Origin of the sequence: Klebsiella sp. HC6, assembly GCF_022605325.1 — a bacterium.
Taxonomy (GTDB): Bacteria; Pseudomonadota; Gammaproteobacteria; order Enterobacterales; family Enterobacteriaceae; genus Klebsiella; species Klebsiella terrigena.
Genome location: NZ_CP093276.1, coordinates 4649838 through 4670306, shown reverse-complemented (window position 1 = coordinate 4670306; position 20469 = coordinate 4649838). Strand labels below are relative to the sequence as shown.

Below are 20469 nucleotides of genomic sequence, written 5' to 3'. Positions count from 1 at the left end.
GCCGCGACGATTTATACACTCAGGATTTAACTGCTTGCGATTATTTGCTCAACTTAGCTGGTACTTCCGCCGGGAGTGGCGCCGTTATCTCGGCGCTATTGCTCTGCTGGCCATTATCGCCGTCCTACAGCTGATCCCACCTAAGGTGGTGGGGATTGTGGTTGATGGCGTCACCAAAGAACATTACACCGCGGAAAAGGTGTGGATGTGGATTGGCGTGCTGGTACTTATCGCGATAATGGTTTACCTGCTGCGCTACGTCTGGCGCGTGCTGCTGTTTGGCGCCTCTTATCAGCTGGCCGTTGAGCTGCGGGAAGATTTCTATCGCCAGCTGAGCCGCCAGCATCCGGCCTTCTACCTGCGCCATCGCACCGGCGACCTGATCGCCCGCGCCACCAACGACGTTGACCGGGTGGTCTTCGCGGCGGGGGAGGGCGTGCTGACGCTGGTGGACTCGCTGGTGATGGGCTGCGCGGTGCTGATCGTCATGTCAACGCAAATCAGCTGGCAGCTCACGCTGCTGGCGCTGCTGCCGATGCCGGTGATGGCGCTGGTGATTAAGCGCAACGGCGATGCGCTGCACGAGCGTTTTCGCGTGGCGCAGGCGGCGTTCTCAAGCCTCAACGACCGAACCCAGGAAAGCCTGACCAGTATCCGCATGATTAAAGCCTTTGGCCTGGAAGACCGGCAGTCGGCGCAGTTCGCGGCCGATGCGCAGGATACCGGTAAGAAAAACATGCGCGTGGCGCGCATCGACGCGCGCTTTGACCCGACGATTTATATCGCTATCGGCACCGCCAACCTGCTGGCGATCGGCGGCGGGAGCTGGATGGTGCTGCAGGGCAGCATGACCCTGGGCCAGCTCACCAGCTTTGTCATGTATCTGGGGCTGATGATTTGGCCGATGCTGGCGCTGGCGTGGATGTTTAATATCGTTGAGCGCGGCAGCGCGGCCTACAGCCGAATTCGCACGATGCTGGAAGAGGCGCCGGCGGTCAAAGACGGCAGCGAAGCGGCGCCGGAAGGGCGCGGAACGCTTAGCGTCGCCGTGCGCGAATTTATCTATCCTCAGGCCAACAAAGCGTCGCTGGAGAAGGTCAATTTTGTGCTGCAGCCGGGGCAAATGCTCGGCATCTGCGGGCCAACCGGCTCGGGGAAAAGCACGATTCTGGCGCTGATACAGCGCCACTTCGACGTCACCCAGGGAGATATTCGTTTTCACGATATTCCTCTAACCCGGCTACAGCTCGACAGCTGGCGCGGCCGGCTGGCGGTGGTCAATCAGACGCCGTTCCTGTTTTCCGACACCGTGGCAAACAACATCGCGCTCGGCAGGCCCGACGCGACGGCCGAGCAAATTGAGCGGGTGGCGCGCCTTGCCAGCGTTCACGAGGATATTCTGCGCCTGCCTCAGGGCTACGAGACCGAGGTGGGCGAACGCGGCGTGATGCTCTCCGGTGGACAGAAACAGCGCATCTCCATTGCCCGCGCGCTGCTGCTGGAGGCGGAGATCCTGATTCTTGACGATGCCCTGTCGGCGGTAGATGGCCGCACTGAGCACCAGATACTCTATAACCTGCGGCAGTGGGGAGAAGGCCGGACGGTAATCATCAGCGCCCATCGTCTATCGGCGTTGACGGAAGCCAGCGAAATTCTGGTGATGCAGCATGGCCATATTGCCCAGCGCGGCCGCCATGACGTGCTGGCAGCGCAGCCGGGCTGGTATCGCGATATGTACCGCTATCAGCAGCTGGAGGCGGCGCTGGATGATGCCCCTCATGAACTTGAGGAGGCTGCCGATGCGTAGTTTTACCGAACTCTGGCCGACCTTAAAACGCCTGCTGGCCTACGGCTCGCCGTGGCGCAGGCCGCTGCTGATTGCGGTCGGAATGATGTGGGTTGCGGCCGCCGCTGAAGTCAGCGGCCCGCTGCTGATCAGCTACTTTATCGACAATATGGTGGCGAAGAATTCGCTGCCGCTGAAGCTGGTTAGCGGGCTCGCGGTGGCCTATCTTGGCCTGCAGATCCTCGCGGCGACGCTGCACTACAACCAGTCACTGCTGTTTAACCGCGCCGCCGTCGGCGTCGTTCAGCAGCTGCGTAGCGACGTGATGGATGCCGCGCTGCGCCAGCCGCTGAGCGAATTTGATACGCAGCCGGTCGGGCAGCTTATCTCCCGGGTGACTAACGACACCGAGGTGATCCGCGATCTCTACGTTACCGTGGTGGCGACGGTGCTGCGCAGCGCGGCGCTGATTGGCGCCATGCTGGTGGCGATGTTCAGCCTCGACTGGCGCATGGCGCTGGTGGCGCTGGCGATTTTCCCGGCGGTGCTGATCGTCATGATGATCTATCAGCGCTACAGCACGCCTATCGTCCGGCGGGTGCGCGCCTGGCTGGCGGATATCAACGACGGCTTTAATGAAGTGATTAACGGTATGGGCGTTATCCAGCAGTTCCGCCAGCAGGCGCGGTTCGGCGAGCGGATGCGCGAGGCCAGCTATGCCCACTATTTGGCGCGCATGCAAACGCTGCGTCTCGACGGCTTCCTGCTGCGTCCGCTGCTCAGCCTCTTCTCGACGCTGGTGCTGTGCGGGCTGCTGATGCTCTTTGGCTTCAGCGCCTCGGGAACCATTGAGGTGGGGGTGCTGTACGCCTTTATCAGCTATCTCGGTCGGCTGAACGAGCCGCTGATTGAGCTGACTACGCAGCAGTCGATGCTGCAGCAGGCGGTGGTGGCCGGCGAGCGGGTCTTCGAGCTGATGGATCGGCCGCGGCAGGCGTGGGGGCAGGACGATGCCCCGCTGCGCAGCGGGACGGTATCGATCGAGGATCTCTCTTTCGCCTACCGCGGCGATCGGCTGGTGCTGCAGGATATCAACCTTGAAATTCCGTCCCGCAGCTTTGTGGCGCTGGTTGGCCATACCGGCAGCGGTAAAAGTACGCTTGCCAGCCTGATGATGGGCTACTACCCGCTGAGCAAAGGCGAGATCCGTATTGACGGCCGGCCGCTCTCTTCTTTAAGCCACAGCGCATTACGCCAGGGCGTCGCAATGGTGCAGCAGGATCCGGTGGTGCTGGCCGATACCTTCTACGCCAACGTCACTCTCGGCCGCGATATTAGCGAGGCGCAGGTCTGGGACGCGCTGGAAGCCGTTCAGCTGGCCGAGCTGGCACGCGGCATGGAGGGCGGGCTTTATACCCAGCTGGGCGAGCAGGGCAACAACCTCTCGGTGGGCCAGAAGCAGCTGCTGGCGCTGGCCAGGGTGCTGGTCGATACGCCGCAGATACTGATCCTCGACGAGGCGACGGCCAATATTGACTCCGGCACCGAGCAGGCGATCCAGCAGGCGCTGGCAAAGGTTCGTCAGAACACCACGCTGATTGTGATTGCCCACCGCCTGTCGACGATAGTCGAAGCGGATACGATTCTGGTGCTTCATCGCGGCCAGGCGGTTGAGCGCGGCAACCATCAGCAGCTGCTGGCGGCAAAAGGGCGCTACTGGCAGATGTACCAGCTGCAGCTGGCCGGCGAGGAGCTGGCGGCCAGTTCGCAGGAAGAGTCCCTGATTGCCTGATGCACTATAAGCAGGCAGTGATTCTGCGGCGATATAGCGTGGTGCAAAAATGCAACCTCTCACGCACTAAAATGGTGCGTTTTTAGCCGCTCCCGGGCGCTTTCCCCCGCGTTCCCGGGGCGTTTCTCGCTTTTCTCCATCAAAAGGGCCGCTTAGCGGTCCTTTTTCATTTCTGGCATAGCCTTTGCTTTATTCCCTGTGTGTTAGCTGCTGCCATTACGAATTCTGATCGGAGGGGACTTATGAAGCTGGTTACCGTGGTAATCAAACCGTTTAAACTGGAAGACGTTCGCGAAGCGTTATCTTCCATCGGCATTCAGGGCCTGACGGTCACTGAAGTGAAAGGGTTTGGCCGCCAGAAAGGCCATGCTGAGCTGTACCGTGGCGCCGAATACAGCGTTAACTTTTTGCCGAAGGTAAAAATTGACGTGGCGATTGCCGACGATCAGCTGGATGAGGTCGTCGACGTCATCAGTAAAGCGGCATACACCGGGAAAATTGGCGATGGCAAAATTTTTGTCGCCGAGCTGCAGCGCGTTATTCGCATCCGCACCGGCGAAGCCGACGAAGCGGCACTGTAACGACCAGACCACACAGTGATGGGGATTGAGAAGATGAAAATAGCAACAACAATGAAAACAGGTCTGGGTGCGCTGGCGCTTCTCCCGGGATTGGCCATGGCCGCACCGGCGGTGGCGGATAAAGCCGACAACGCCTTTATGATGATTTGCACCGCGCTGGTGCTGTTTATGACTATTCCGGGCATCGCGCTGTTTTACGGCGGCCTGATTCGCGGCAAAAACGTGCTTTCGATGCTGACTCAGGTGATTGTCACCTTTGCTCTGGTGTGCGTTCTGTGGGTGGTCTACGGCTACACGCTGGCGTTCGGCACCGGCGGCAGCTTCTTCGGCAACTTTGACTGGGTATTATTGAAGAATATTGAGCTGAAAGCGCTGATGGGCTCCTTCTATCAGTACATTCACGTTGCTTTCCAGGGCTCCTTCGCCTGTATCACCGTCGGCCTCATCGTCGGCGCGCTGGCGGAGCGTATTCGCTTCTCCGCGGTGCTGATCTTCGTGGTGGTGTGGATGACGCTCTCCTATGTCCCGATTGCCCATATGGTATGGGGCGGCGGTCTGCTGGCGACGCACGGCGCGCTGGATTTTGCCGGCGGTACCGTCGTGCATATCAACGCCGCGGTTGCCGGGCTGGTGGGTGCCTACATGATGGGCAAACGCGTGGGCTTTGGCAAAGAGGCGTTCAAACCGCATAACCTGCCGATGGTCTTCACCGGCACCGCGATCCTGTACGTTGGCTGGTTTGGCTTCAACGCCGGTTCTGCGAGCGCGGCGAACGAAATTGCGGCCCTGGCATTTGTGAATACCGTCGTGGCGACTGCCGCTGCGATTCTGGCCTGGACCTTCGGCGAATGGGTGACCCGCGGTAAGCCGTCCCTGCTGGGCGCCTGCTCCGGGGCGATTGCCGGTCTGGTCGGCATTACGCCAGCCTGTGGTTACGTCGGCGTGGGTGGTTCACTGATTGTCGGTCTTGCTGCCGGTCTGGCGGGTCTGTGGGGCGTGACCGTCCTGAAGCGCTGGCTGCGCGTTGACGACCCGTGCGATGTGTTCGGCGTGCACGGCGTCTGTGGGATTGTCGGCTGTATCCTGACCGGCATCTTTGCCGCGACTTCTCTGGGCGGTGTGGGTTACGCAGAAGGCGTCACCATGGGGCATCAGCTGCTGGTGCAGCTGGAAAGTATCGGCATCACCATCGTCTGGTCCGGCATCGTCGCCTGGATCGGCTATAAAGTTGCTGATATGACCGTCGGTCTGCGCGTACCGGAAGAGCAGGAGCGCGAAGGTCTGGACGTCAACAGCCACGGCGAAAACGCCTACAACGCCTGAATCCTTGTGTTATCTCCAGTAGCAGCAAAGCCTCCCTCGGGAGGCTTTTTTTATGCCGTTACGCCCTATGCATTGCGGTTGCGCATCACGCCTTCCTGCACCGTTGAGGCCACCAGGATGCCGTCCTGGGTATAGAACTCGCCGCGCACGAATCCTCTGGCGCTGGAGGCTGAGGTGCTCTCAACGCTGTACAGCAGCCACTCATTAATGTTGAACGGACGATGGAACCACATCGAGTGATCGATCGTGGCCACCTGCATTCCGGGCTCAAGGAAGCCCACGCCGTGCGGCTGCAGCGCGACCGGCAGGAAGTTAAAGTCCGAGGCGTAGCCCAGCAGGTATTGATGGATGCGGATGTCCTGCGGGACGGCGCCGTTGGCGCGGATCCATACCTGGCGGGTCGGCTCCGCGGCGTGGCCTTTTAGCGGGTTATGGAACTCAACCGGGCGGATCTCCAGCGGCTTATCGCAGAGGAACTTATCTTTGACCTGCGGCGGCAGCAGGTGCGCCAGCTTACGGGCAATATCGGTCTCTGAAGGCAGAGAGTCCGGCGCCGGGGCCGCTGGCATCGTTTTTTGATGCTCGTAGCCCGGCTCCGGGGCCTGGAAAGAGGCGGTCATATAGAAAATCGGCTTGCCGTTTTGAATCGCGGCCACCCGGCGCGCGCTGAAGCTGTTGCCATCGCGCAGGACTTCGACGTCATAAATTATCGGCTTCTGGCTATCGCCGGGGCGCAGGAAGTAGCTATGGAACGAGTGGATCAGACGCTCGGCAGGCACGGTTTCTTTCGCCGCGTACAGCGCCTGGCCGACGACCTGGCCGCCAAAAACCTGACGCAGCCCCAGATCTTCGCTCTGCCCGCGGAACAGCCCCTCTTCAATTTTTTCCAGATTTAACAATGCCAGCAGATTGGTTAGTGCCTGACTCATATTTACCCTCAATCGGTGATAACCGCTTCTCGCGGCGCGTATTGAGGCAAAGTATAACCTGGAATCGCAAGTGGTCCGATGGGTGTAATAATCTGAATAAGGGGTCGTTTGCAGGAAGAGATCTGAGATCTGTGCCACACTTATGCACGATACAAATGTTCATGCCATTCAGTCGGTAGGACATGCTCCTGTGTATATAGGGATGAAAAGGAGAACAACATGAAATTTGCCTATATGTTAAGTGCTTTAGCCGTTGCCACCGCATTGACCGCCTGTGCCAATAATCACAGCGACAGTGCGAAAAATAACGCGGCTGCCGCCGATCCTTACGGCATCGCGTCACTGACGTCCTCGCAGCAACAGCCTAACGTTTCCGGGACTATCTCTATTCGGCAGAAAGTTGCCCTGCCGCCGGATGCGGTACTGACCGTGACCTTGTCTGATGCTTCACTGGCCGACGCGCCGTCGCGCGTGCTGGCGCAGAAAGCCGTACGTACCGAAGGCCAGCAGCCGCCGTATAACTTTGTTCTGCCGTACAACCAGGCGGATATAAAGCCTAACGCGCGTATCCTGCTGAGCTCGGCCATTACGGTCAATGGGCAGCTGATGTTTATCACCGATACGGTCCAGACGGTGGTCAACGGTGGCGGCAGTCGTGCCGATCTGCTGCTGGTACCGGTACAGCAAACCGCGGTACCTGTCGCCGGCGATGGCGCAGCGGCGAACACGCCGGCCGTCGCGCAATAAGACCTCACATGCCCCTGTTCAGGGGCATTTTTTTTAATAAATCCATCGATAGTGCTGCAGGTCGATATGCCCGCTGCCGGAGACCTGTACCCCCTCGGCCAGCAGCGCCTGGCGCTGACGCTGCAGGTCCGGCCCGGTCAGGGAAATATCGCCGTGCCGATTCACCACCCGATGCCACGGCAGAGCGGAGCCTTCCGGCAGACGCTTGAGCACGCCGCCCACCTGGCGGGCCGCGCGCGGCGAGCCTGCCAGCAGCGCGACGTCGCCGTAGGTGGCGACATAGCCTTCCGGTATAGAGGCGATAATCTGCCATACCCGCTGAGGAAATGTGTCTTGAGGATCCATGAGGCGCCCTGTTGCCGGGAAAGGTTCAGGATAAGCGCTGGATAACGGGCTGTACAGCCCGCGGTTTAAGCGGAATGCGCAAGGGTAAATTCCAGCGCCAGGCCGAGGGTCTGCATCCCGTGTATGTTGTCATGCGGAGTCAAAGCCATCAGGCTTTCGAGAAACTTAAGCCGCCGCGACTGAGCGTTAATAATCAGCTTTGCGCGCAGGGCAGGGAGCTTCTGCGAGGTGATGGGGTAAACCACGCGCCCGCAGACCGCGATAGGCAGCCTGCGTAACTCGACGCTTTGCAGCACGCCGACGGTGGAGTAGAGCAGCGCAACCGGCGTCACCGCCAGCATCGTGCCGCTGCTGATGGTGATAAAATCCAGCACCAGCTCCGGGCGCAGGTAGTGCAAGCCCTTGAAGGATACGGTCACGCCGTCAATCGCCGGCATCGCCAGAGTTGACGTCAAACGCGGTGATTCACTCATGGATTCCCCATACTGATAAGATATTGATTAAAAAGAGGGCTTCGGTATCTGATAAAGTATGGATGAGCATGAAGCATCCTGCCGCGACGGCGCTCGCAATCCCTCGTATTGTCCCGGAAGGATTGTTTCGAAAATTAACAGCCCGCACGACGGCGGCTTTTAGCCAGCTTATTGGCGGCTTTGCGCAATAAACCAGCATCCGAGCGACGCCAGCTTGCAATTCAGCGCCGCAGTGGGGATAATGCGCCGGCGCGTTGGTTAACAACGCTCTCAATGGGGGCTCTGTTGGTTCTCCCGCAACGCTACTCTGTTTACCAGGTCAGATCCGGAAGGAAGCAGCCAGAGCAGACGACGTGTGTGCCGGGATGTAGCTGGCAGGGCCCCCACCCAATTCTGCTAGCGTTTTCCCCTCGCACTTCCCCCCGGTACGTTGATATTCATCCTCTTTTCTTCGCTCGATGCGATTAACTTAATGCTGGCGTGACCTGCCTTCACGGCTGATAAAAATGGCCCCTAATCCTGCCAGGCCAAAGCATGCAGACAGATAGGGAATGGGATGCGGACCGGCCAGGTTAATCAACATTCCGCCAAGCAAAGAGCCGAGACCGATCGCTGCGTTGAATACCGAGACATTGATGGAGGTCGCGGCGTCAGCGGCTCCCGGAATCCGGGACGCTTCCCGGAACACCAGCGTTTGCAGCAGAACGGGCAGTGCCCCATATGCGGCTCCCCATGCCGCCAATGTAATAAACAACGCGGCCGTGCTGGCCGCAGCCGAATTCAGACATGCCAGACTCAGCATGAAGAGGGCCGTGACCAGGCCAAGGCTTGTACGCGGGGCGCTGGAGGCAAAGGGACCGATGGCAAAGTTGGTGACCACGCCAGCAGCGCCGTAGATGAGAAGCAGCATGCCGATCTGCGCAGGGCTTTGTCCTGCGATCTGCTCCAGGTAGGGCGAGATGTAGGTATATGCCAGGAAATTGCCGGTCACGACCAGGGCGGTGATAGCGAATACGGCAAGCAGCGGCCCGTTTTTCAGCACGGACGACATTGCACCACGCCTGGCGGCTTTGGAAATGCGAACGGCGGGTACCGACCAGACAATAAGCGTGAAAACTAACAGGCTCAGCGCGGAGAGCGCGGCGAATACTGCGCGCCAATTATACAGATCGCCCAACATCGTCCCGACAGGAACCCCGAGCACTGCTGCCAGAGAGACGCCGCCAAAAACGATGGCAGTGGCCCTCACTGCATGACGGGCAGAAACCATATGTACCGCCGTGACAACAGCGGTAGACCAAAATACCCCAATCGCGGCTGCGACAAGAATACGCCCCAGAAAGACGACAAAGTAGCCCGGCGCCAGAAAGGTGACCAGGTTGCCGACGCAGCACGCGGCCAGCAAACCGGCCATTAGCGCTTTACGGTTGAATCCAGCCAATATGCTGGTGAGCGGCGCGGCCGTGAGGGCCACCATGAAGGCAAATATCGTCACAAGATAGCCCGCTGCTCCGAGCGATACATGCAAACCCTCAGCCATTGCCGGCAATACGCCGACAGGCATGAGTTCGGTGCTGACAAAGGTAAAGCAGCCCATGCTCAATGCGAGTATGGCGGCAACCGCTCGCGCTTGAGAAATATTGCTACCTCGATGATGAGCGGCGTGGTGCGTCTGCGATGATGAATCGACTTTAGATTCAGTACCATGAGAGTGCATGAATGTTCTCCATTAAAATGAACAATTAAATAGGTCTGGCGTCGCTGCGGCTTTTTTCAGGCATAGCGCTACCTTCCCCGGGCAAATCGACCGCGGGGTTGGATATAACCTGGACGTGATTAGTGGGCGGGAAGCGCAACTCCGCTAAACCGGGCGCATCTCTTCATGAAGCTATCCTGAAGCGTAGGCTCGAATGCCGCACGCATAGCTTCTGCCGATGTCTGGTGATAGACGTCGTCGCCCGCTACGCGACGTGCGGGAGAGACCCCGGCAGCGGGCCAGGCCTGAGTACGACAGGCAAGATCGAGGTCGTCAGGGGCATTTGCTCCGCCCATCTTCGTTGCAACCCTGCCAGGTTCGACGCAGTTAGATAAGACTTCGGGCCAGCGGCGGGCAGCGGCAAAAGCGAGCAGCACAACATGTAGCTTAGGGTCAGAGCAGGCTTGCATTCCGTTCCAGAGGCGTGTCTCCCACGCAAGGTCTGCCAGGGACGGATCGCCATTCAGGTGCAGTCTTGAGCTGATATAGATAAGCCTTTTGGGCACATTGATCAGCGCTGTCAGGATGTAAGGTGCAAGTGAGTTCACTGCAAACACATGGGGCAGACCGTCGACGGTTGCGATGCGTCCAGGCTCCTGAAAGCCCGCTGCCGCGTTATGAATCACGGCGTCGAAGTGCCCCATATCATTACTGCGATATGCCAGAGCCTTCGTTTCCTCAATACTCGAAAGATCGGCATCTGGTACCGACCGGGCTCCCGGGAGCTGTGCAAGGGCATATTCTGCGCGTGCTTTATTACGGGCATGCAGAACGACCTGGTGACCCTGGGCTACGAGCAGTTTCGCCGCCATTTGGCCCAGGCCATCAGACGATCCGGTGATGAAGATTCTTGCCATCTGGTTATCCTGTTTGTGCCGGTCAATCGCCCCGGCATTTAAAGAAAGCGCTTCGTTCATGGAGCAACGCTCTTTCGCGTTGGTGCAATTCTGTCCCGCCGTGCTTTGAAATGCGATAGCATGGGAATCACAATATTTATGTGTCGGAGTCATAAATGAGCGCATTCAGCAAGCAGCTTCTGGAAGGCCTGGACGTCATGGCTGCAATAGTCGACACGCGCAGTTTTGGAAAAGCGGCAGAGATTGTGGATATGTCACAGTCCGGCGTCAGCAGAGCCATCGCGCGCCTTGAGGCCAGATTGGGCATTCGCCTCTTCGAGCGCACGACACGGCAGGTACGTCTGACGGATGAAGGACGACGCTTCTATGAGGAAGTCATGCCACTTATCGGCGCTCTGGCAGAAGCGACCAGCAGCGCAGCAGGGGACGCTGAACGTGTCCGCGGAAAATTGCGAGTCAATGTCGATCCCCTGTTCGCAAGATTCATTCTGGCCCCTCGCCTTGGGGCCTTCATGGATCGTTATCCGGAATTAGAAATTGAATTGCGAAGCAAGGATGAGCCAGGTGACCTGGTTGCGGACGGTTTTGATCTTGCTCTGCGCTTTGGCCATCCTCAATCCTCATCGCTGGTAGCCAGAAAGTTATTTGATACCAGAGTGTTGGCTATGGCATCACCGGACTATTTGCAGCGATTCGGCCATCCGACGGATCCCCGAGAGCTGGAGTCTCCACCGCATAAATGTATTTTGTTCAGGGAGCCCGTCACAGGAAAACCGTTTCCATGGGAGTTTCATCAGCGTCGTAAGAAACTACTTGTTGAGCCGCAGGGTATGCTGACAGTCAACGATCCGGGGACTGTATACAGCTCTTGTCTTGCCGGACTGGGTATAGCGCAGCTTTTTGAGCTGGGTATTGAAGATTACGTGGCCGCAAATCAGCTGGTACAGGTTTTCCCTGAGTGGTCAGATCATCGGTTCCCTCTCTACGCATACTACCCTTCGCGCCGATATGTCCCCACTAAAACCCGTGTACTGCTTGACTTCGTTGATCGCCTTGTCGATTAGAAATTATAAACTGCTCTGACCCGTGAATGTCACCGTCGGCTGGAATCGGCCCTGCCATTTTTGTGCAGTCCTGCAAGCAGTGGCTGAACCGGTCGCATTGTTACTCCGAGTCTGCAACGCCAGGCTTTACTTTTAATACATATGGAATAACATATGTATTAATTTTCCACTGGAGCTGCTTACGGATGCGACCTGTTCAACTTTTCAAGCTACTTGCAGACGAGACGCGCACGACGATTATTCTACTGCTGCGAGAGGCGGGGGAGCTGTGCGTATGCGAGCTTTGCTCGGTCACTCATCAATCTCAACCCAAAGTTTCCCGGCATATAGCCTTGCTGAGAGAGGCCGGATTGGTGCTGGATCGGCGTGAAGGAAAATGGATTTATTATCGACTTTCCCCGCACATGCCTGCCTGGGTGGCTTCCATCATCGAAACTGCCTGGAGTAGTCAACGCGATCAAGTGCGGGAGTCTTTAAATAGCGCCAATGCCGCGATCTGCGGCTGATAATAAATACACATTCACTAAATCGAATGTGTTTAAGGGGTTTGTCGTGTTATTGGCAGGAGCAATCTTCGTACTCACCATTATCTTTGTGATTTGGCAGCCTCGCGGCCTCAGTATTGGCTGGACGGCTTCTACTGGAGCGGCACTGGCTTTAGTTACGGGGGTTATACAAGTCAACGACATTCCGGCTGTATGGCACATTGTCTGGAATGCTACCGGGGCCTTTATCGCGGTCATCATTATCAGCTTACTGCTTGATGAATCGGGTTTTTTTGAATGGTGTGCTCTGCATGTTGCCCGCTGGGGGAATGGACGCGGGCGGATTCTGTTTACCTACATCGTTTTGTTGGGGGCTGCCGTTGCTGCACTTTTCGCTAATGATGGCGCGGCGCTGATTCTTACGCCGATCGTTATTGCTATGCTGCTGGCGCTGGGTTTCAGCAAAGGAACAACGCTGGCTTTTGTTATGGCCGCCGGGTTTATCGCGGATACGGCAAGTTTACCGCTGATCGTCTCTAATCTTGTGAACATTGTTTCCGCTGACTTCTTCCAGCTGGGATTCAGTGATTACGCTTCCGTGATGGTACCGGTGGATCTTGCCGCTATTGCTGCCACGCTTGCCGTGCTTCATCTGTTCTTCCGTAAAGACATTCCCGCCGTTTACGAGCTATCGCGATTGAAAGCACCAGCAGAGGCTATTAAAGACCTGGCGACGTTCAGAACGGGTTGGATCGTGTTATTGCTTCTTTTAGCCGGCTTTTTTGTGCTGGAGCCTGCTGGAATCCCGGTAAGCGCTATTGCCGCAGCAGGGGCGTTAATACTCTTCCTTGTTGCTAAACGCGGGCATTTCATCAACACGGGCAAAGTGTTGCGCGGGGCGCCCTGGCAGATAGTTATTTTCTCTCTTGGAATGTACCTGGTTGTTTATGGTCTGCGTAACGCAGGACTCACCGAATACCTTTCCGCTGTTCTCAATCAGTTTGCGGATCGGGGCATCTGGGCAGCTACGCTGGGAACCGGCTTCTTATCTGCGTTCTTGTCATCGGTCATGAACAACATGCCCACTGTCCTGATTGGCGCTTTATCGATAGATGGAAGTACGGCATCAGGGGTTATCAAGGAAGCGATGATCTATGCCAATGTGATTGGCTGCGATCTGGGGCCGAAAATCACACCAATAGGCAGTCTCGCAACCTTGCTTTGGTTACATGTACTTGATCAGAAAAACATTAAAATAAGTTGGGGGTACTATTTCCGGATGGGCGTGGCTATGACGCTGCCTGTGTTATTGGTCACCCTTAGCGCGCTGGCTCTGCGCCTGTCGCTTTCCCTGTAAGACAGGAGAAGAACCGTGACTGATATAACCATTTATCACAATCCAGCATGTGGAACATCCCGTAATACGCTGGCTTTGATTCAAAATAGCGGTGTTGAACCAACCGTGATTCTCTATCTGGAAACGCCACCGACCAGGGCGCAACTTAAGGCGCTGATCGGCGCAATGGGGATCGGTGTTCGCGCATTATTGCGGACAAATGTTGAACCATACGACCAGCTTGGTTTAGCTGAAGACCGCTTCAGCGATGAAGAACTGATTGCAGCCATGCTGAGTCATCCGGTTTTGATCAACCGCCCGATCGTCGTTACACCGCTGGGAACGCGTCTGTGTCGCCCGTCAGAGGTGGTGCTCGAGATTCTGCCTGCGCCCCAGCAGGGAGAGTTCATTAAGGAAGACGGGGAAAAAGTCGTTGATAAGGATGGCAAGCGACTGATTTAAGTTTAACCACAGGCTATCCCGCATCATCCGTGTTGTCCGCGCCCCTGGGCGTGAGGTTCTGAGCGGATGGTATGGGCTGATTTGTATTTTGCGCGGTAGCCCGAAGTCGCCCGCTGGGCAATATGTATCTACGCTCTGCCCGCGTCATGGTCGTCAAATATTAGCAAAAATGCTTCATTATCAAACTCTCGCACGTTTCCCATAGCGCAGGTGAGCCCCTTTTTATCGTCGGCCCATAGCGGGTTAATACCTGTTCAAGCGATACGCCGTTTTCTTGCCAGGTTCCTCCATCGGTAAAGATATTCACCAGCAGGGGCTGAAAGCGATCGAGGGCTTTAGCAAATCGCGCATCTGCGGTTTCTGCCAGCTCAAACTCTTGCCACAAATTATTGAGCTCAGTGCATTGCGGCTGCGGCAATAAACCAAACAGCCGCGTCGCGGCCGCTGACTCCTCCTGATAGAGCTCGCCTGAGTAAGCGTGATGAATGGGATGATCGCCAACGTCTATTTCGACAACGTCATGCAGCAGGAGCATTTTTATCACCCGAGAGGGATTAACCGTACCGCTGGCGTATTCGCTCAAGATTAAGGCGTACATCGCCAGATGCCAGGAGTGCTCGGCGGAGTTTTCCCTGCGGCTTTTATCAAGCAACGGTGATTGGCGTATCACCGTTTTAAGTTTGTCGATTTCTCGCAGAAACGTTAACTGTTGTTCCAACGCCGTCATGGCATTTTCCTTCATTCAGAGAATGTATCGTAAGTATGGGCGCTATTTCTCCTGCCTGGCCCATAGGCATGGCTTACGGTGAGCGCGCATGTTAGGGGCTACCGCCGTGGTTCAGGAAGCGGGCGGGTGACCGAGGGGACCCGCCCGCTGGACGATGGCAGCCCTGAGCGGCCGCCATCGCAGAGGCCTAACGTTTAGCCAATACCGATAAAGAAACCGGCGATAGTGGCGCTCATCAGATTCGACAGGGTCGCTGCGAGCAGGGCCCGCATGCCCAGACGGGCTATTTCCGAGGTGCGATCCGGCGCCACGGCGGAGAATGCGCCCACCACCACGCCGATGGAGCCAAAATTGGCGAATCCACACAGGGCGAACGACACAATGGCGATAGTTTTACTATCCAACAGGCCGGGAGCGTGTAGATAGGGTGAGAAGCTCAGATAGGCAACAAACTCATTCACCACCAGCTTCTGGCCGATCAGGCTGCCTGCCAGCGCAGCGTCACTCCAGTCAACGCCCATCAGCCACGCCAGCGGCGCCAGTACCACGCCCAGAATAGCCTGCAGGCTTGCATGACCATAGCCAAACCAGCCGCCGATGCCGGCCAGAATCCCATTGATCAGCGCGATGATGCCAACGAATGCCATCACCACCGTTGCCAGCCCGGCGGCGATTTTCAGGCCAATGATGGCCCCGGATGCCGCAGCTTCTATAAAGCTGCGCGCGGGGGTTTCATTGAATGAGAGATTATCAAAATCGACCTTCGACTCTTCCGTGGCGGGGCTGAGTAAACGAGCAAACAGAATTCCGCCGGGAATAGCCATCAGCGAGGCGGCCAGCAGGAACTCGATCGGCACGCCGAGCCCCGCGTATCCCACCATCGTTGAGCCGGCAATCGACGCCATGCCGCTGCAGATTGCGGTAAAGAGTTCATTGCGGTTGAGGCGATGAATAAACGGTTTGACGATTGCCGGAATTTCATTCTGCCCAAGGAATATCGTCGTCACCGCGACAAAAGATTCGATCTTACTAATCTTCAGGGCCTTCTGAAATAATCCGCCTAATATACGAATTAAAAACCCCATGACGCCGATGTAATACAGGATACTCACCAGCGCGGTAATAAATATAATGGCTGGTAAGACGCGAAAGGCAAAAACAAAGCCGGCACCGTCAAACACCTTATCCATTTGCGGTCCGGCGAGGGCGCCAAAGATAAAGGCGCTGCCGGCGTCGCTGTAGGATAATACGTGATGAATTCCGTTTGCCGCTTTCTCGGCCAGCCATTTTCCTGGCGGGAGATATAGCATGGCGCCGCCAATAATAATCTGTATTAACAGTGCCGCTCCGGTGGTGCGTAGGCTAATATTTTTTTTATTGACTGATAGCAGAAATGCAATCGCCAGCAGTACCACCATACCAAGAATGCTTCTCAGTATATCCATAATGATCTCTCTTCATGTCATCTTTGGGATGTTTCATAGCGGTATGGGCGACTGCATTCTGCCCATGGTGGTTTAATTAATGATATTTACGCACGCACTCTTCGACCAGTTCCCAGAACCAGGCGGTATCCAGAGTTATGCCAACTTTGGTATTCGGTGCCTGGCCAAGCACGCCCAGCTCGTCGCAGACCGTGCGGCCATAGCATGGCCCGCTGTTGACGTCGATCTCGACGTACATCTCCTGCACCTTGAAGGCGTCGGGGTTGATGAGATAGGCGACGCAGGTGGCATCGTGCACCGGGCCGCCTTCCAGGCCATAGTTGTCGTGTTGCGTCTTCAGCGTGAAGTTCATCATGTCGCTGAAGAGCTTACCTGCCGGACCGCCGGCATTCTCCATGCGCGCGATAATATCCGGGGTACAAACCGTTTGGTGGGTCAAATCGAGCCCCATCATCACCAGCGGAACGCCAGAGGTAAAGACCACGCGAGCGGCCTCGGGGTCGGCGAAAATATTAAATTCGGCAGAGGGGGTGAAGTTTCCGGTACCATAGGCGCCGCCCATCAGCACGATTTCGCGTATTTTTGGAATAATCGCCGGCTGCATCCGCATCGCGACCGCGATATTAGTTAACGGCCCCACCGGGACCAGAGTAATATCTCCTGCGCTATCCATTAACGTATCAATAATAAAGTTAACCGCGTGCTTTTTTTCGGCCTCGCGAGTGAGCGGGCCGAATATCGGGCCGTCCAGTCCGGTTTCGCCATGAATGTTATCGGCGACAATTTGTTTACGCATAATCGGCTGCGGCATCCCGGCGTGTACCGGAACGTCAATATTCAGGGTTTGACAAACGTTCAGGCCGTTAATCAAGGTTTTATCGAGCGTTTGATTTCCTGCAACGATGCTGATACCCAGTAATTCAATTGCCGGATGTTTTGCGGCGAGCATGATTGCTATTGCGTCATCGTGACCCGGGTCGCAGTCCAGAATTATTTTACGCGCTGTCATTTTTATTCCTCATCTTTTATTTTTGGCTCACCTGGATATTATTTATGAAGAAATAAGCAGGTGAAGTAGGGTTGACGTTTTCACCTTATCAGCGGCAAAATATTGCAGGCATGAGAAATCTCATATAGGCAGGCGACAGATGAAAGAAGTACAGAATGAATCCTTTAAAAATCAATTGATAAAGGAGTCTGGCTATGCCGATAAATTTTCAATGGATGTGATCCGCAACACACATTTACTCCATGCCCAGGCCGGAGACTACATTGTGCGGGAGGGGACTTTACCGACCTTTCTTTTTTATTTGGTGCGCGGACGGACCAAACTTTACGTCACGTTAGCCAATGGCCGAATATCCCTGGTCGATTTCTTTAGCGCCCCCTGTTTTATAGGGGAAATAGAAGTGTTAGATGAACAGCATCCCTCTCGCGCGGTGCAGGCCATTGAAGAGTGCTGGTGTCTGGCATTGCCGGTCAAAATCTTACGCAGCGCACTGCTCAACGATACGTTATTTCTGCGCAACGTCTGCCTCGGGCTGGTTGGCAAGAATCACCGCAATATTGTTACGTCGACGCGTAACCAGGCCTATCCGCTGCTCAATCGCCTGGCAGCTTTTATTTTGCTGACCGAGCACGATGCGCACTACAAAGAAAAGCATACGCAGGTCGCGGAGTATCTTGGCGTAACCTATCGCCACCTGCTGTACGTGATTGCGCAGCTGTGCGCTCAGGGAATATTGCTCAAACTCAATACCGGCTATGCGATAAGTAATAAAAAAGCGCTAACGGCGCTGGCGCGCGAGATGGACCCCAATACGACAGCTGCCGGCAGTAAGTGAGGCTCGCGCCGCGCTAGCCGCCCGAAGGCGGAAGTAGCAAACTGAGCCAGCCTGCGGGACGGGAAGCAGGCCGCCCGCGACAGGTATGAAACCAAACTGGATAGCCTGAGGGTGGATCTCGCAGGGGTCGGCAGTCGCCTTCCATCGAGTGAAGCCGTTCCACGCAACGCAGTGGCTGATTATCGGTCAGGATCCGTTCTTCATCTGCTTCTACGCGACCCGAAGAGGCTCGTCGCCCGGCAGCGGCAGCGAATTTATTTTTTTGCACAAAGTCGACTCTTCTGCTACCCAAAAAATGAGCTGTCATAATTTTGAAATAATACTGAAATATATCCGTCATGCATTCGTCATAAATAACTGGCAGATTAGTAGTGGGAATTTGTTGCCAGATTACAAGCCGTAAATATATGTCTGGATCAACATGTTAACTTCGTGTATTAATTATGATGAATTTATTGCACGGGAAGCGTGACTATGACCACAGTGGTTTTGAACGTAAAAATTGATGCAGAATTAAAAGAGAAGCTGCGTCACTATGCGGAAGTAAATAACGAAAATCTGGGTACTGCGACGGAGAAACTGCTGCTACTCGCTTTTCAAATAGCGGATTCAGCGGACGAGGCGGGGGTTTCGGAAGAGGACATTGACAGCCAGCATACCGAAGAGGAAGCAACCCCATTAACCCCTAAAGAAATCAAAGCATTAAGAAAGATTCTGAAGAAGAGAAAATGAAACAACAACTCTCTACAGCCAGCAACTACAGCGAAGCCTGCGACATGTTACGTTCAGGGTATGTGAAGCACGTTCGCCTGAACTGGAATATCGGCAGCGATGAGTTCTTTCGCATTGCGTCCGACTGGTGTGAAACCGGGGCAAAAATAAAAAAAGATGACGATGGTTTTATTATCTCGTTAAAAAGTTTTCCCATTCCGCGCCAGCATTAATGAAATGCGGTTGATTTTGTCATTCCGCTGACATATTGCGATGACAAGATGAACTGCAATTTTATAAAAACATCTCATATCCGTCATGGACGATGATTTTTGACGGGCTGAACCCAGCCCGTCGATATTTTATTATATTATTTTCCGCGCCCGCGTATTTTCACTCTGCTGTGCAAGACTATGCCACAGCGGCTGTAGCGTAGTGAAGGCGCTGCGCAGCGCCTCATCCTCCAGCGTAAACGGCAGCCGCAGATAGCGATCGAAAGCCCCTGCGAGGCCAAAGCGCGTCCCGGTCCCGATATGAATACCGCGGCTTTCTGCCCGCGCGGAAAGTATCGTCGCCAGCATCCCCGGTAGTTCAACCCAAAAAGAGAGTCCGCCCTCCGGCGGCGTAAAGTGCCAGTGGGGAAAATATTCAGCCATTAATTTACCGCACATATCCCGGCGGGCGGCCAGCATTGCCCGACGCGGCGGCAGCAGCTGTTTTTCATTTTCCAGCAGCCAGCAGCAGGCCAGCTGTTCGAGCAGAGGCGATCCGAGGTCAAGGGAGTCGCGGGCCTGGACGAGCGAGGCGATGGTTCGGGACGACGCGCGGATCCAGCCAATGCGCAGCCCGCCCCAGAAGCTTTTGCCGGCAGAGCCGATGGTGATAACCGGCGCCTCGGGATTGAAGGCCGCCAGCGGCGGAGGCGGCGGGGCGTTGTACCATAAATCAACCATTGTCTCATCGACCACCAGCGTGGTGCGCGTATGGGCCGCAATATCAGCCACCCGCTGTCGCGTGGCGCTATCCATGCAGCGGCCGGTGGGATTGTGAAAGTCCGGCATCAGCCAGGCCAGGCGCGGGGCGGTTTGCGCAATGGTTGCCGCCAGGCCGTCGCAGTCCCAGCCCTGGGCGGGCAGCGCCACGCCAACCGGCCGGCAGGAGGCTCCCTGAATCGCGCTGATCGCCATGGGGTAGGTTGGGGCATCGACCACCACGCGGTCGCCGGGTCCGGTCATTAAGCGCAGCACCAGCGCCAGGCCGCTAAGCGCGCCGTTAACAATCATCACTTCATCAGCCTGGGTCGCTAAACCGCGCTCGCAGTAGCGGCGGGCTATCGCCTCGCGCAGCGTCGCCAGTCCCTGCTGATCGTAGCCGGTGCTGGTCAGATGCTGAGGCATCACGCCCAGCGCGTGATGGTAGGCCTGATGGATTTCCGGCCCGGCGCTGAGGGCGGCGGTGGCCAGGTTCACCGACGTGGCGCTGGCGGCCTGTTCCACCGTTCCAGCCTGGCGCTGGGGCAGGGCGATGCGTGAGCCGCTGCCCTGGCGGCTGTAAAGATACCCCTCTTCCCGCAGCTGGCCGAGCGCGCTGGCGATGGTCGTGCGGCTAACGCTCAGCGCCGTCGCCAGCTCGCGCTCGCCGGGCAGGCGCGTTTCCAGCGTCAGGCGGCCGTCAAGGATCAGTAGCCTCAGGGCTTCTGCCAGCTGGCGCCAGAGCGGGGTGCGGGAGGCGGACTCCTGCCAGTTTCCCAGCAGGCGCACCAAAGATTGCGTACCAAATCGACGAGAAGCCATAGCGATCCACTTT

Annotated in this window: 22 protein-coding genes and 1 other RNA gene; 14 read left to right on the top strand and 9 right to left on the bottom strand. The window is 56.5% G+C overall.

What is annotated here, in order from left to right:
• Positions 1 to 34 precede the first annotated feature (34 nt).
• From MMW58_RS22610 to amtB, 4 genes are all read left to right on the top strand, one after another.
• On the top strand, positions 35 to 1807 hold the full coding sequence (locus tag MMW58_RS22610) for a SmdA family multidrug ABC transporter permease/ATP-binding protein (RefSeq protein WP_133596426.1): 1773 nt from the start codon (positions 35 to 37) through the stop codon (positions 1805 to 1807).
• Entirely contained in the window at positions 1800 to 3578 is a 1779-nt protein-coding gene (locus MMW58_RS22605; RefSeq protein WP_241722148.1) for a SmdB family multidrug efflux ABC transporter permease/ATP-binding protein, read from the top strand. The genes MMW58_RS22610 and MMW58_RS22605 overlap by 8 nt, the downstream gene beginning before the upstream one ends.
• A gap of 242 nt (positions 3579 to 3820) precedes the next feature.
• Positions 3821 to 4159 (top strand): P-II family nitrogen regulator, encoded by a 339-nt coding sequence (glnK, locus tag MMW58_RS22600; protein WP_004858743.1) that lies wholly within the window; start codon positions 3821 to 3823, stop codon positions 4157 to 4159.
• Between the two features lie 33 nt (positions 4160 to 4192).
• Positions 4193 to 5482, top strand: a complete 1290-nt coding sequence (amtB, locus tag MMW58_RS22595) for an ammonium transporter AmtB (protein ID WP_166646108.1) — start codon at positions 4193 to 4195, stop codon at positions 5480 to 5482.
• A gap of 65 nt (positions 5483 to 5547) precedes the next feature.
• On the opposite strand, the gene tesB is transcribed toward amtB, so the two are convergent.
• Positions 5548 to 6411: an acyl-CoA thioesterase II gene (tesB, locus tag MMW58_RS22590; protein ID WP_133596431.1), complete on the bottom strand. Its 864-nt coding sequence runs from the start codon at positions 6409 to 6411 to the stop codon at positions 5548 to 5550.
• Between the two features lie 219 nt (positions 6412 to 6630).
• Between tesB and MMW58_RS22585 the strand changes: the two genes are divergently transcribed.
• The gene (locus MMW58_RS22585; RefSeq protein ID WP_041144333.1) at positions 6631 to 7158 is read left to right on the top strand and encodes a YbaY family lipoprotein; all 528 of its coding nucleotides are present in this window, start codon (positions 6631 to 6633) and stop codon (positions 7156 to 7158) included.
• Positions 7159 to 7191: 33 nt separating this feature from the next.
• Here MMW58_RS22585 and MMW58_RS22580 read toward each other — a convergent pair whose 3' ends face one another.
• A complete protein-coding gene (locus MMW58_RS22580) occupies positions 7192 to 7503 on the bottom strand; it encodes an MGMT family protein (protein ID WP_041144334.1) in 312 nt (103 codons plus the stop codon).
• 65 nt (positions 7504 to 7568) lie between these two features.
• The gene (locus tag MMW58_RS22575; RefSeq protein WP_045854230.1) at positions 7569 to 7976 is read right to left on the bottom strand and encodes a hypothetical protein; all 408 of its coding nucleotides are present in this window, start codon (positions 7974 to 7976) and stop codon (positions 7569 to 7571) included.
• A gap of 68 nt (positions 7977 to 8044) precedes the next feature.
• Between MMW58_RS22575 and MMW58_RS30215 the strand changes: the two genes are divergently transcribed.
• Positions 8045 to 8167, top strand: coding sequence for a hypothetical protein (locus MMW58_RS30215; RefSeq protein WP_256464571.1), 123 nt, complete (start codon positions 8045 to 8047; stop codon positions 8165 to 8167).
• A 92-nt stretch (positions 8168 to 8259) separates the two neighbouring features.
• Positions 8260 to 8356, top strand: an RNA gene (ffs, locus tag MMW58_RS22570) — signal recognition particle sRNA small type.
• A gap of 89 nt (positions 8357 to 8445) precedes the next feature.
• On the opposite strand, the gene MMW58_RS22565 is transcribed toward ffs, so the two are convergent.
• Together MMW58_RS22565 and MMW58_RS22560 are read right to left on the bottom strand one after the other, a co-directional pair.
• Positions 8446 to 9693: an MFS transporter gene (locus MMW58_RS22565; protein ID WP_241722147.1), complete on the bottom strand. Its 1248-nt coding sequence runs from the start codon at positions 9691 to 9693 to the stop codon at positions 8446 to 8448.
• A 119-nt stretch (positions 9694 to 9812) separates the two neighbouring features.
• Complete coding sequence (locus MMW58_RS22560) at positions 9813 to 10649, bottom strand: SDR family NAD(P)-dependent oxidoreductase (protein ID WP_241722146.1); 837 nt, start codon at positions 10647 to 10649, stop codon at positions 9813 to 9815.
• Between the two features lie 95 nt (positions 10650 to 10744).
• Between MMW58_RS22560 and MMW58_RS22555 the strand changes: the two genes are divergently transcribed.
• The 4 genes from MMW58_RS22555 (at position 10745) to arsC (ending at position 13936) form a co-directional block, all read left to right on the top strand.
• A complete protein-coding gene (locus tag MMW58_RS22555; RefSeq protein WP_095094437.1) occupies positions 10745 to 11653 on the top strand; it encodes a LysR family transcriptional regulator in 909 nt (302 codons plus the stop codon).
• A 185-nt stretch (positions 11654 to 11838) separates the two neighbouring features.
• Positions 11839 to 12159 (top strand): metalloregulator ArsR/SmtB family transcription factor, encoded by a 321-nt coding sequence (locus MMW58_RS22550; RefSeq protein WP_241722145.1) that lies wholly within the window; start codon positions 11839 to 11841, stop codon positions 12157 to 12159.
• A gap of 46 nt (positions 12160 to 12205) precedes the next feature.
• Entirely contained in the window at positions 12206 to 13495 is a 1290-nt protein-coding gene (locus MMW58_RS22545) for an arsenic transporter (protein ID WP_241722144.1), read from the top strand.
• Between the two features lie 15 nt (positions 13496 to 13510).
• The gene (gene arsC, locus MMW58_RS22540) at positions 13511 to 13936 is read left to right on the top strand and encodes a glutaredoxin-dependent arsenate reductase (protein WP_095094441.1); all 426 of its coding nucleotides are present in this window, start codon (positions 13511 to 13513) and stop codon (positions 13934 to 13936) included.
• Positions 13937 to 14096: 160 nt separating this feature from the next.
• Here the strand turns inward: arsC and MMW58_RS22535 are convergent, their stop codons facing one another.
• From MMW58_RS22535 to rihB, 3 genes are all read right to left on the bottom strand, one after another.
• Positions 14097 to 14663 carry an HD domain-containing protein gene (locus MMW58_RS22535; protein WP_133596437.1) on the bottom strand — a complete coding sequence of 189 codons (567 nt, stop codon included), beginning with the start codon at positions 14661 to 14663 and terminating at the stop codon, positions 14097 to 14099.
• Between the two features lie 194 nt (positions 14664 to 14857).
• Positions 14858 to 16108, bottom strand: coding sequence for a NupC/NupG family nucleoside CNT transporter (locus tag MMW58_RS22530; RefSeq protein ID WP_133596438.1), 1251 nt, complete (start codon positions 16106 to 16108; stop codon positions 14858 to 14860).
• A 76-nt stretch (positions 16109 to 16184) separates the two neighbouring features.
• Complete coding sequence (gene rihB / locus MMW58_RS22525) at positions 16185 to 17117, bottom strand: ribosylpyrimidine nucleosidase (protein WP_241722143.1); 933 nt, start codon at positions 17115 to 17117, stop codon at positions 16185 to 16187.
• Between the two features lie 139 nt (positions 17118 to 17256).
• Here rihB and yeiL point away from each other — a divergent pair, with 139 nt between their 5' ends.
• The 3 genes from yeiL to MMW58_RS22510 all read left to right on the top strand — a co-directional run bounded on the left by yeiL (position 17257) and on the right by MMW58_RS22510 (position 18896).
• Complete coding sequence (gene yeiL, locus MMW58_RS22520) at positions 17257 to 17952, top strand: transcriptional regulator YeiL (RefSeq protein WP_159235920.1); 696 nt, start codon at positions 17257 to 17259, stop codon at positions 17950 to 17952.
• A 474-nt stretch (positions 17953 to 18426) separates the two neighbouring features.
• Positions 18427 to 18684 (top strand): hypothetical protein, encoded by a 258-nt coding sequence (locus MMW58_RS22515; RefSeq protein ID WP_045854235.1) that lies wholly within the window; start codon positions 18427 to 18429, stop codon positions 18682 to 18684.
• Positions 18681 to 18896: a hypothetical protein gene (locus MMW58_RS22510; RefSeq protein WP_041144338.1), complete on the top strand. Its 216-nt coding sequence runs from the start codon at positions 18681 to 18683 to the stop codon at positions 18894 to 18896. Before MMW58_RS22515 ends, MMW58_RS22510 begins: the two co-directional genes overlap by 4 nt.
• Before the next feature lie 132 nt (positions 18897 to 19028).
• On the opposite strand, the gene yczR is transcribed toward MMW58_RS22510, so the two are convergent.
• A complete protein-coding gene (gene yczR / locus MMW58_RS22505; protein ID WP_159235921.1) occupies positions 19029 to 20456 on the bottom strand; it encodes a MocR-like transcription factor YczR in 1428 nt (475 codons plus the stop codon).
• Positions 20457 to 20469 lie beyond the last annotated feature (13 nt).

What these genes read in the sequence shown, in the direction of transcription:
- MMW58_RS22605 (WP_241722148.1), top strand. Translation starts at nt 1,800, where the DNA reads ATGCGTAGTTTTACCGAACTCTGGCCGACCTTAAAACGCCTGCTGGCC.
- glnK (WP_004858743.1), top strand. Translation starts at nt 3,821, where the DNA reads ATGAAGCTGGTTACCGTGGTAATCAAACCGTTTAAACTGGAAGACGTT.
- amtB (WP_166646108.1), top strand. Translation starts at nt 4,193, where the DNA reads ATGAAAATAGCAACAACAATGAAAACAGGTCTGGGTGCGCTGGCGCTT.
- tesB (WP_133596431.1), bottom strand. Translation starts at nt 6,411, where the DNA reads ATGAGTCAGGCACTAACCAATCTGCTGGCATTGTTAAATCTGGAAAAA.
- MMW58_RS22585 (WP_041144333.1), top strand. Translation starts at nt 6,631, where the DNA reads ATGAAATTTGCCTATATGTTAAGTGCTTTAGCCGTTGCCACCGCATTG.
- MMW58_RS22580 (WP_041144334.1), bottom strand. Translation starts at nt 7,503, where the DNA reads ATGGATCCTCAAGACACATTTCCTCAGCGGGTATGGCAGATTATCGCC.
- MMW58_RS22575 (WP_045854230.1), bottom strand. Translation starts at nt 7,976, where the DNA reads ATGAGTGAATCACCGCGTTTGACGTCAACTCTGGCGATGCCGGCGATT.
- MMW58_RS30215 (WP_256464571.1), top strand. Translation starts at nt 8,045, where the DNA reads ATGAAGCATCCTGCCGCGACGGCGCTCGCAATCCCTCGTATTGTCCCG.
- MMW58_RS22565 (WP_241722147.1), bottom strand. Translation starts at nt 9,693, where the DNA reads ATGCACTCTCATGGTACTGAATCTAAAGTCGATTCATCATCGCAGACG.
- MMW58_RS22560 (WP_241722146.1), bottom strand. Translation starts at nt 10,649, where the DNA reads ATGAACGAAGCGCTTTCTTTAAATGCCGGGGCGATTGACCGGCACAAA.
- MMW58_RS22555 (WP_095094437.1), top strand. Translation starts at nt 10,745, where the DNA reads ATGAGCGCATTCAGCAAGCAGCTTCTGGAAGGCCTGGACGTCATGGCT.
- MMW58_RS22550 (WP_241722145.1), top strand. Translation starts at nt 11,839, where the DNA reads ATGCGACCTGTTCAACTTTTCAAGCTACTTGCAGACGAGACGCGCACG.
- MMW58_RS22535 (WP_133596437.1), bottom strand. Translation starts at nt 14,663, where the DNA reads ATGACGGCGTTGGAACAACAGTTAACGTTTCTGCGAGAAATCGACAAA.
- MMW58_RS22530 (WP_133596438.1), bottom strand. Translation starts at nt 16,108, where the DNA reads ATGGATATACTGAGAAGCATTCTTGGTATGGTGGTACTGCTGGCGATT.
- rihB (WP_241722143.1), bottom strand. Translation starts at nt 17,117, where the DNA reads ATGACAGCGCGTAAAATAATTCTGGACTGCGACCCGGGTCACGATGAC.
- yeiL (WP_159235920.1), top strand. Translation starts at nt 17,257, where the DNA reads ATGAAAGAAGTACAGAATGAATCCTTTAAAAATCAATTGATAAAGGAG.
- MMW58_RS22515 (WP_045854235.1), top strand. Translation starts at nt 18,427, where the DNA reads ATGACCACAGTGGTTTTGAACGTAAAAATTGATGCAGAATTAAAAGAG.
- MMW58_RS22510 (WP_041144338.1), top strand. Translation starts at nt 18,681, where the DNA reads ATGAAACAACAACTCTCTACAGCCAGCAACTACAGCGAAGCCTGCGAC.
- yczR (WP_159235921.1), bottom strand. Translation starts at nt 20,456, where the DNA reads ATGGCTTCTCGTCGATTTGGTACGCAATCTTTGGTGCGCCTGCTGGGA.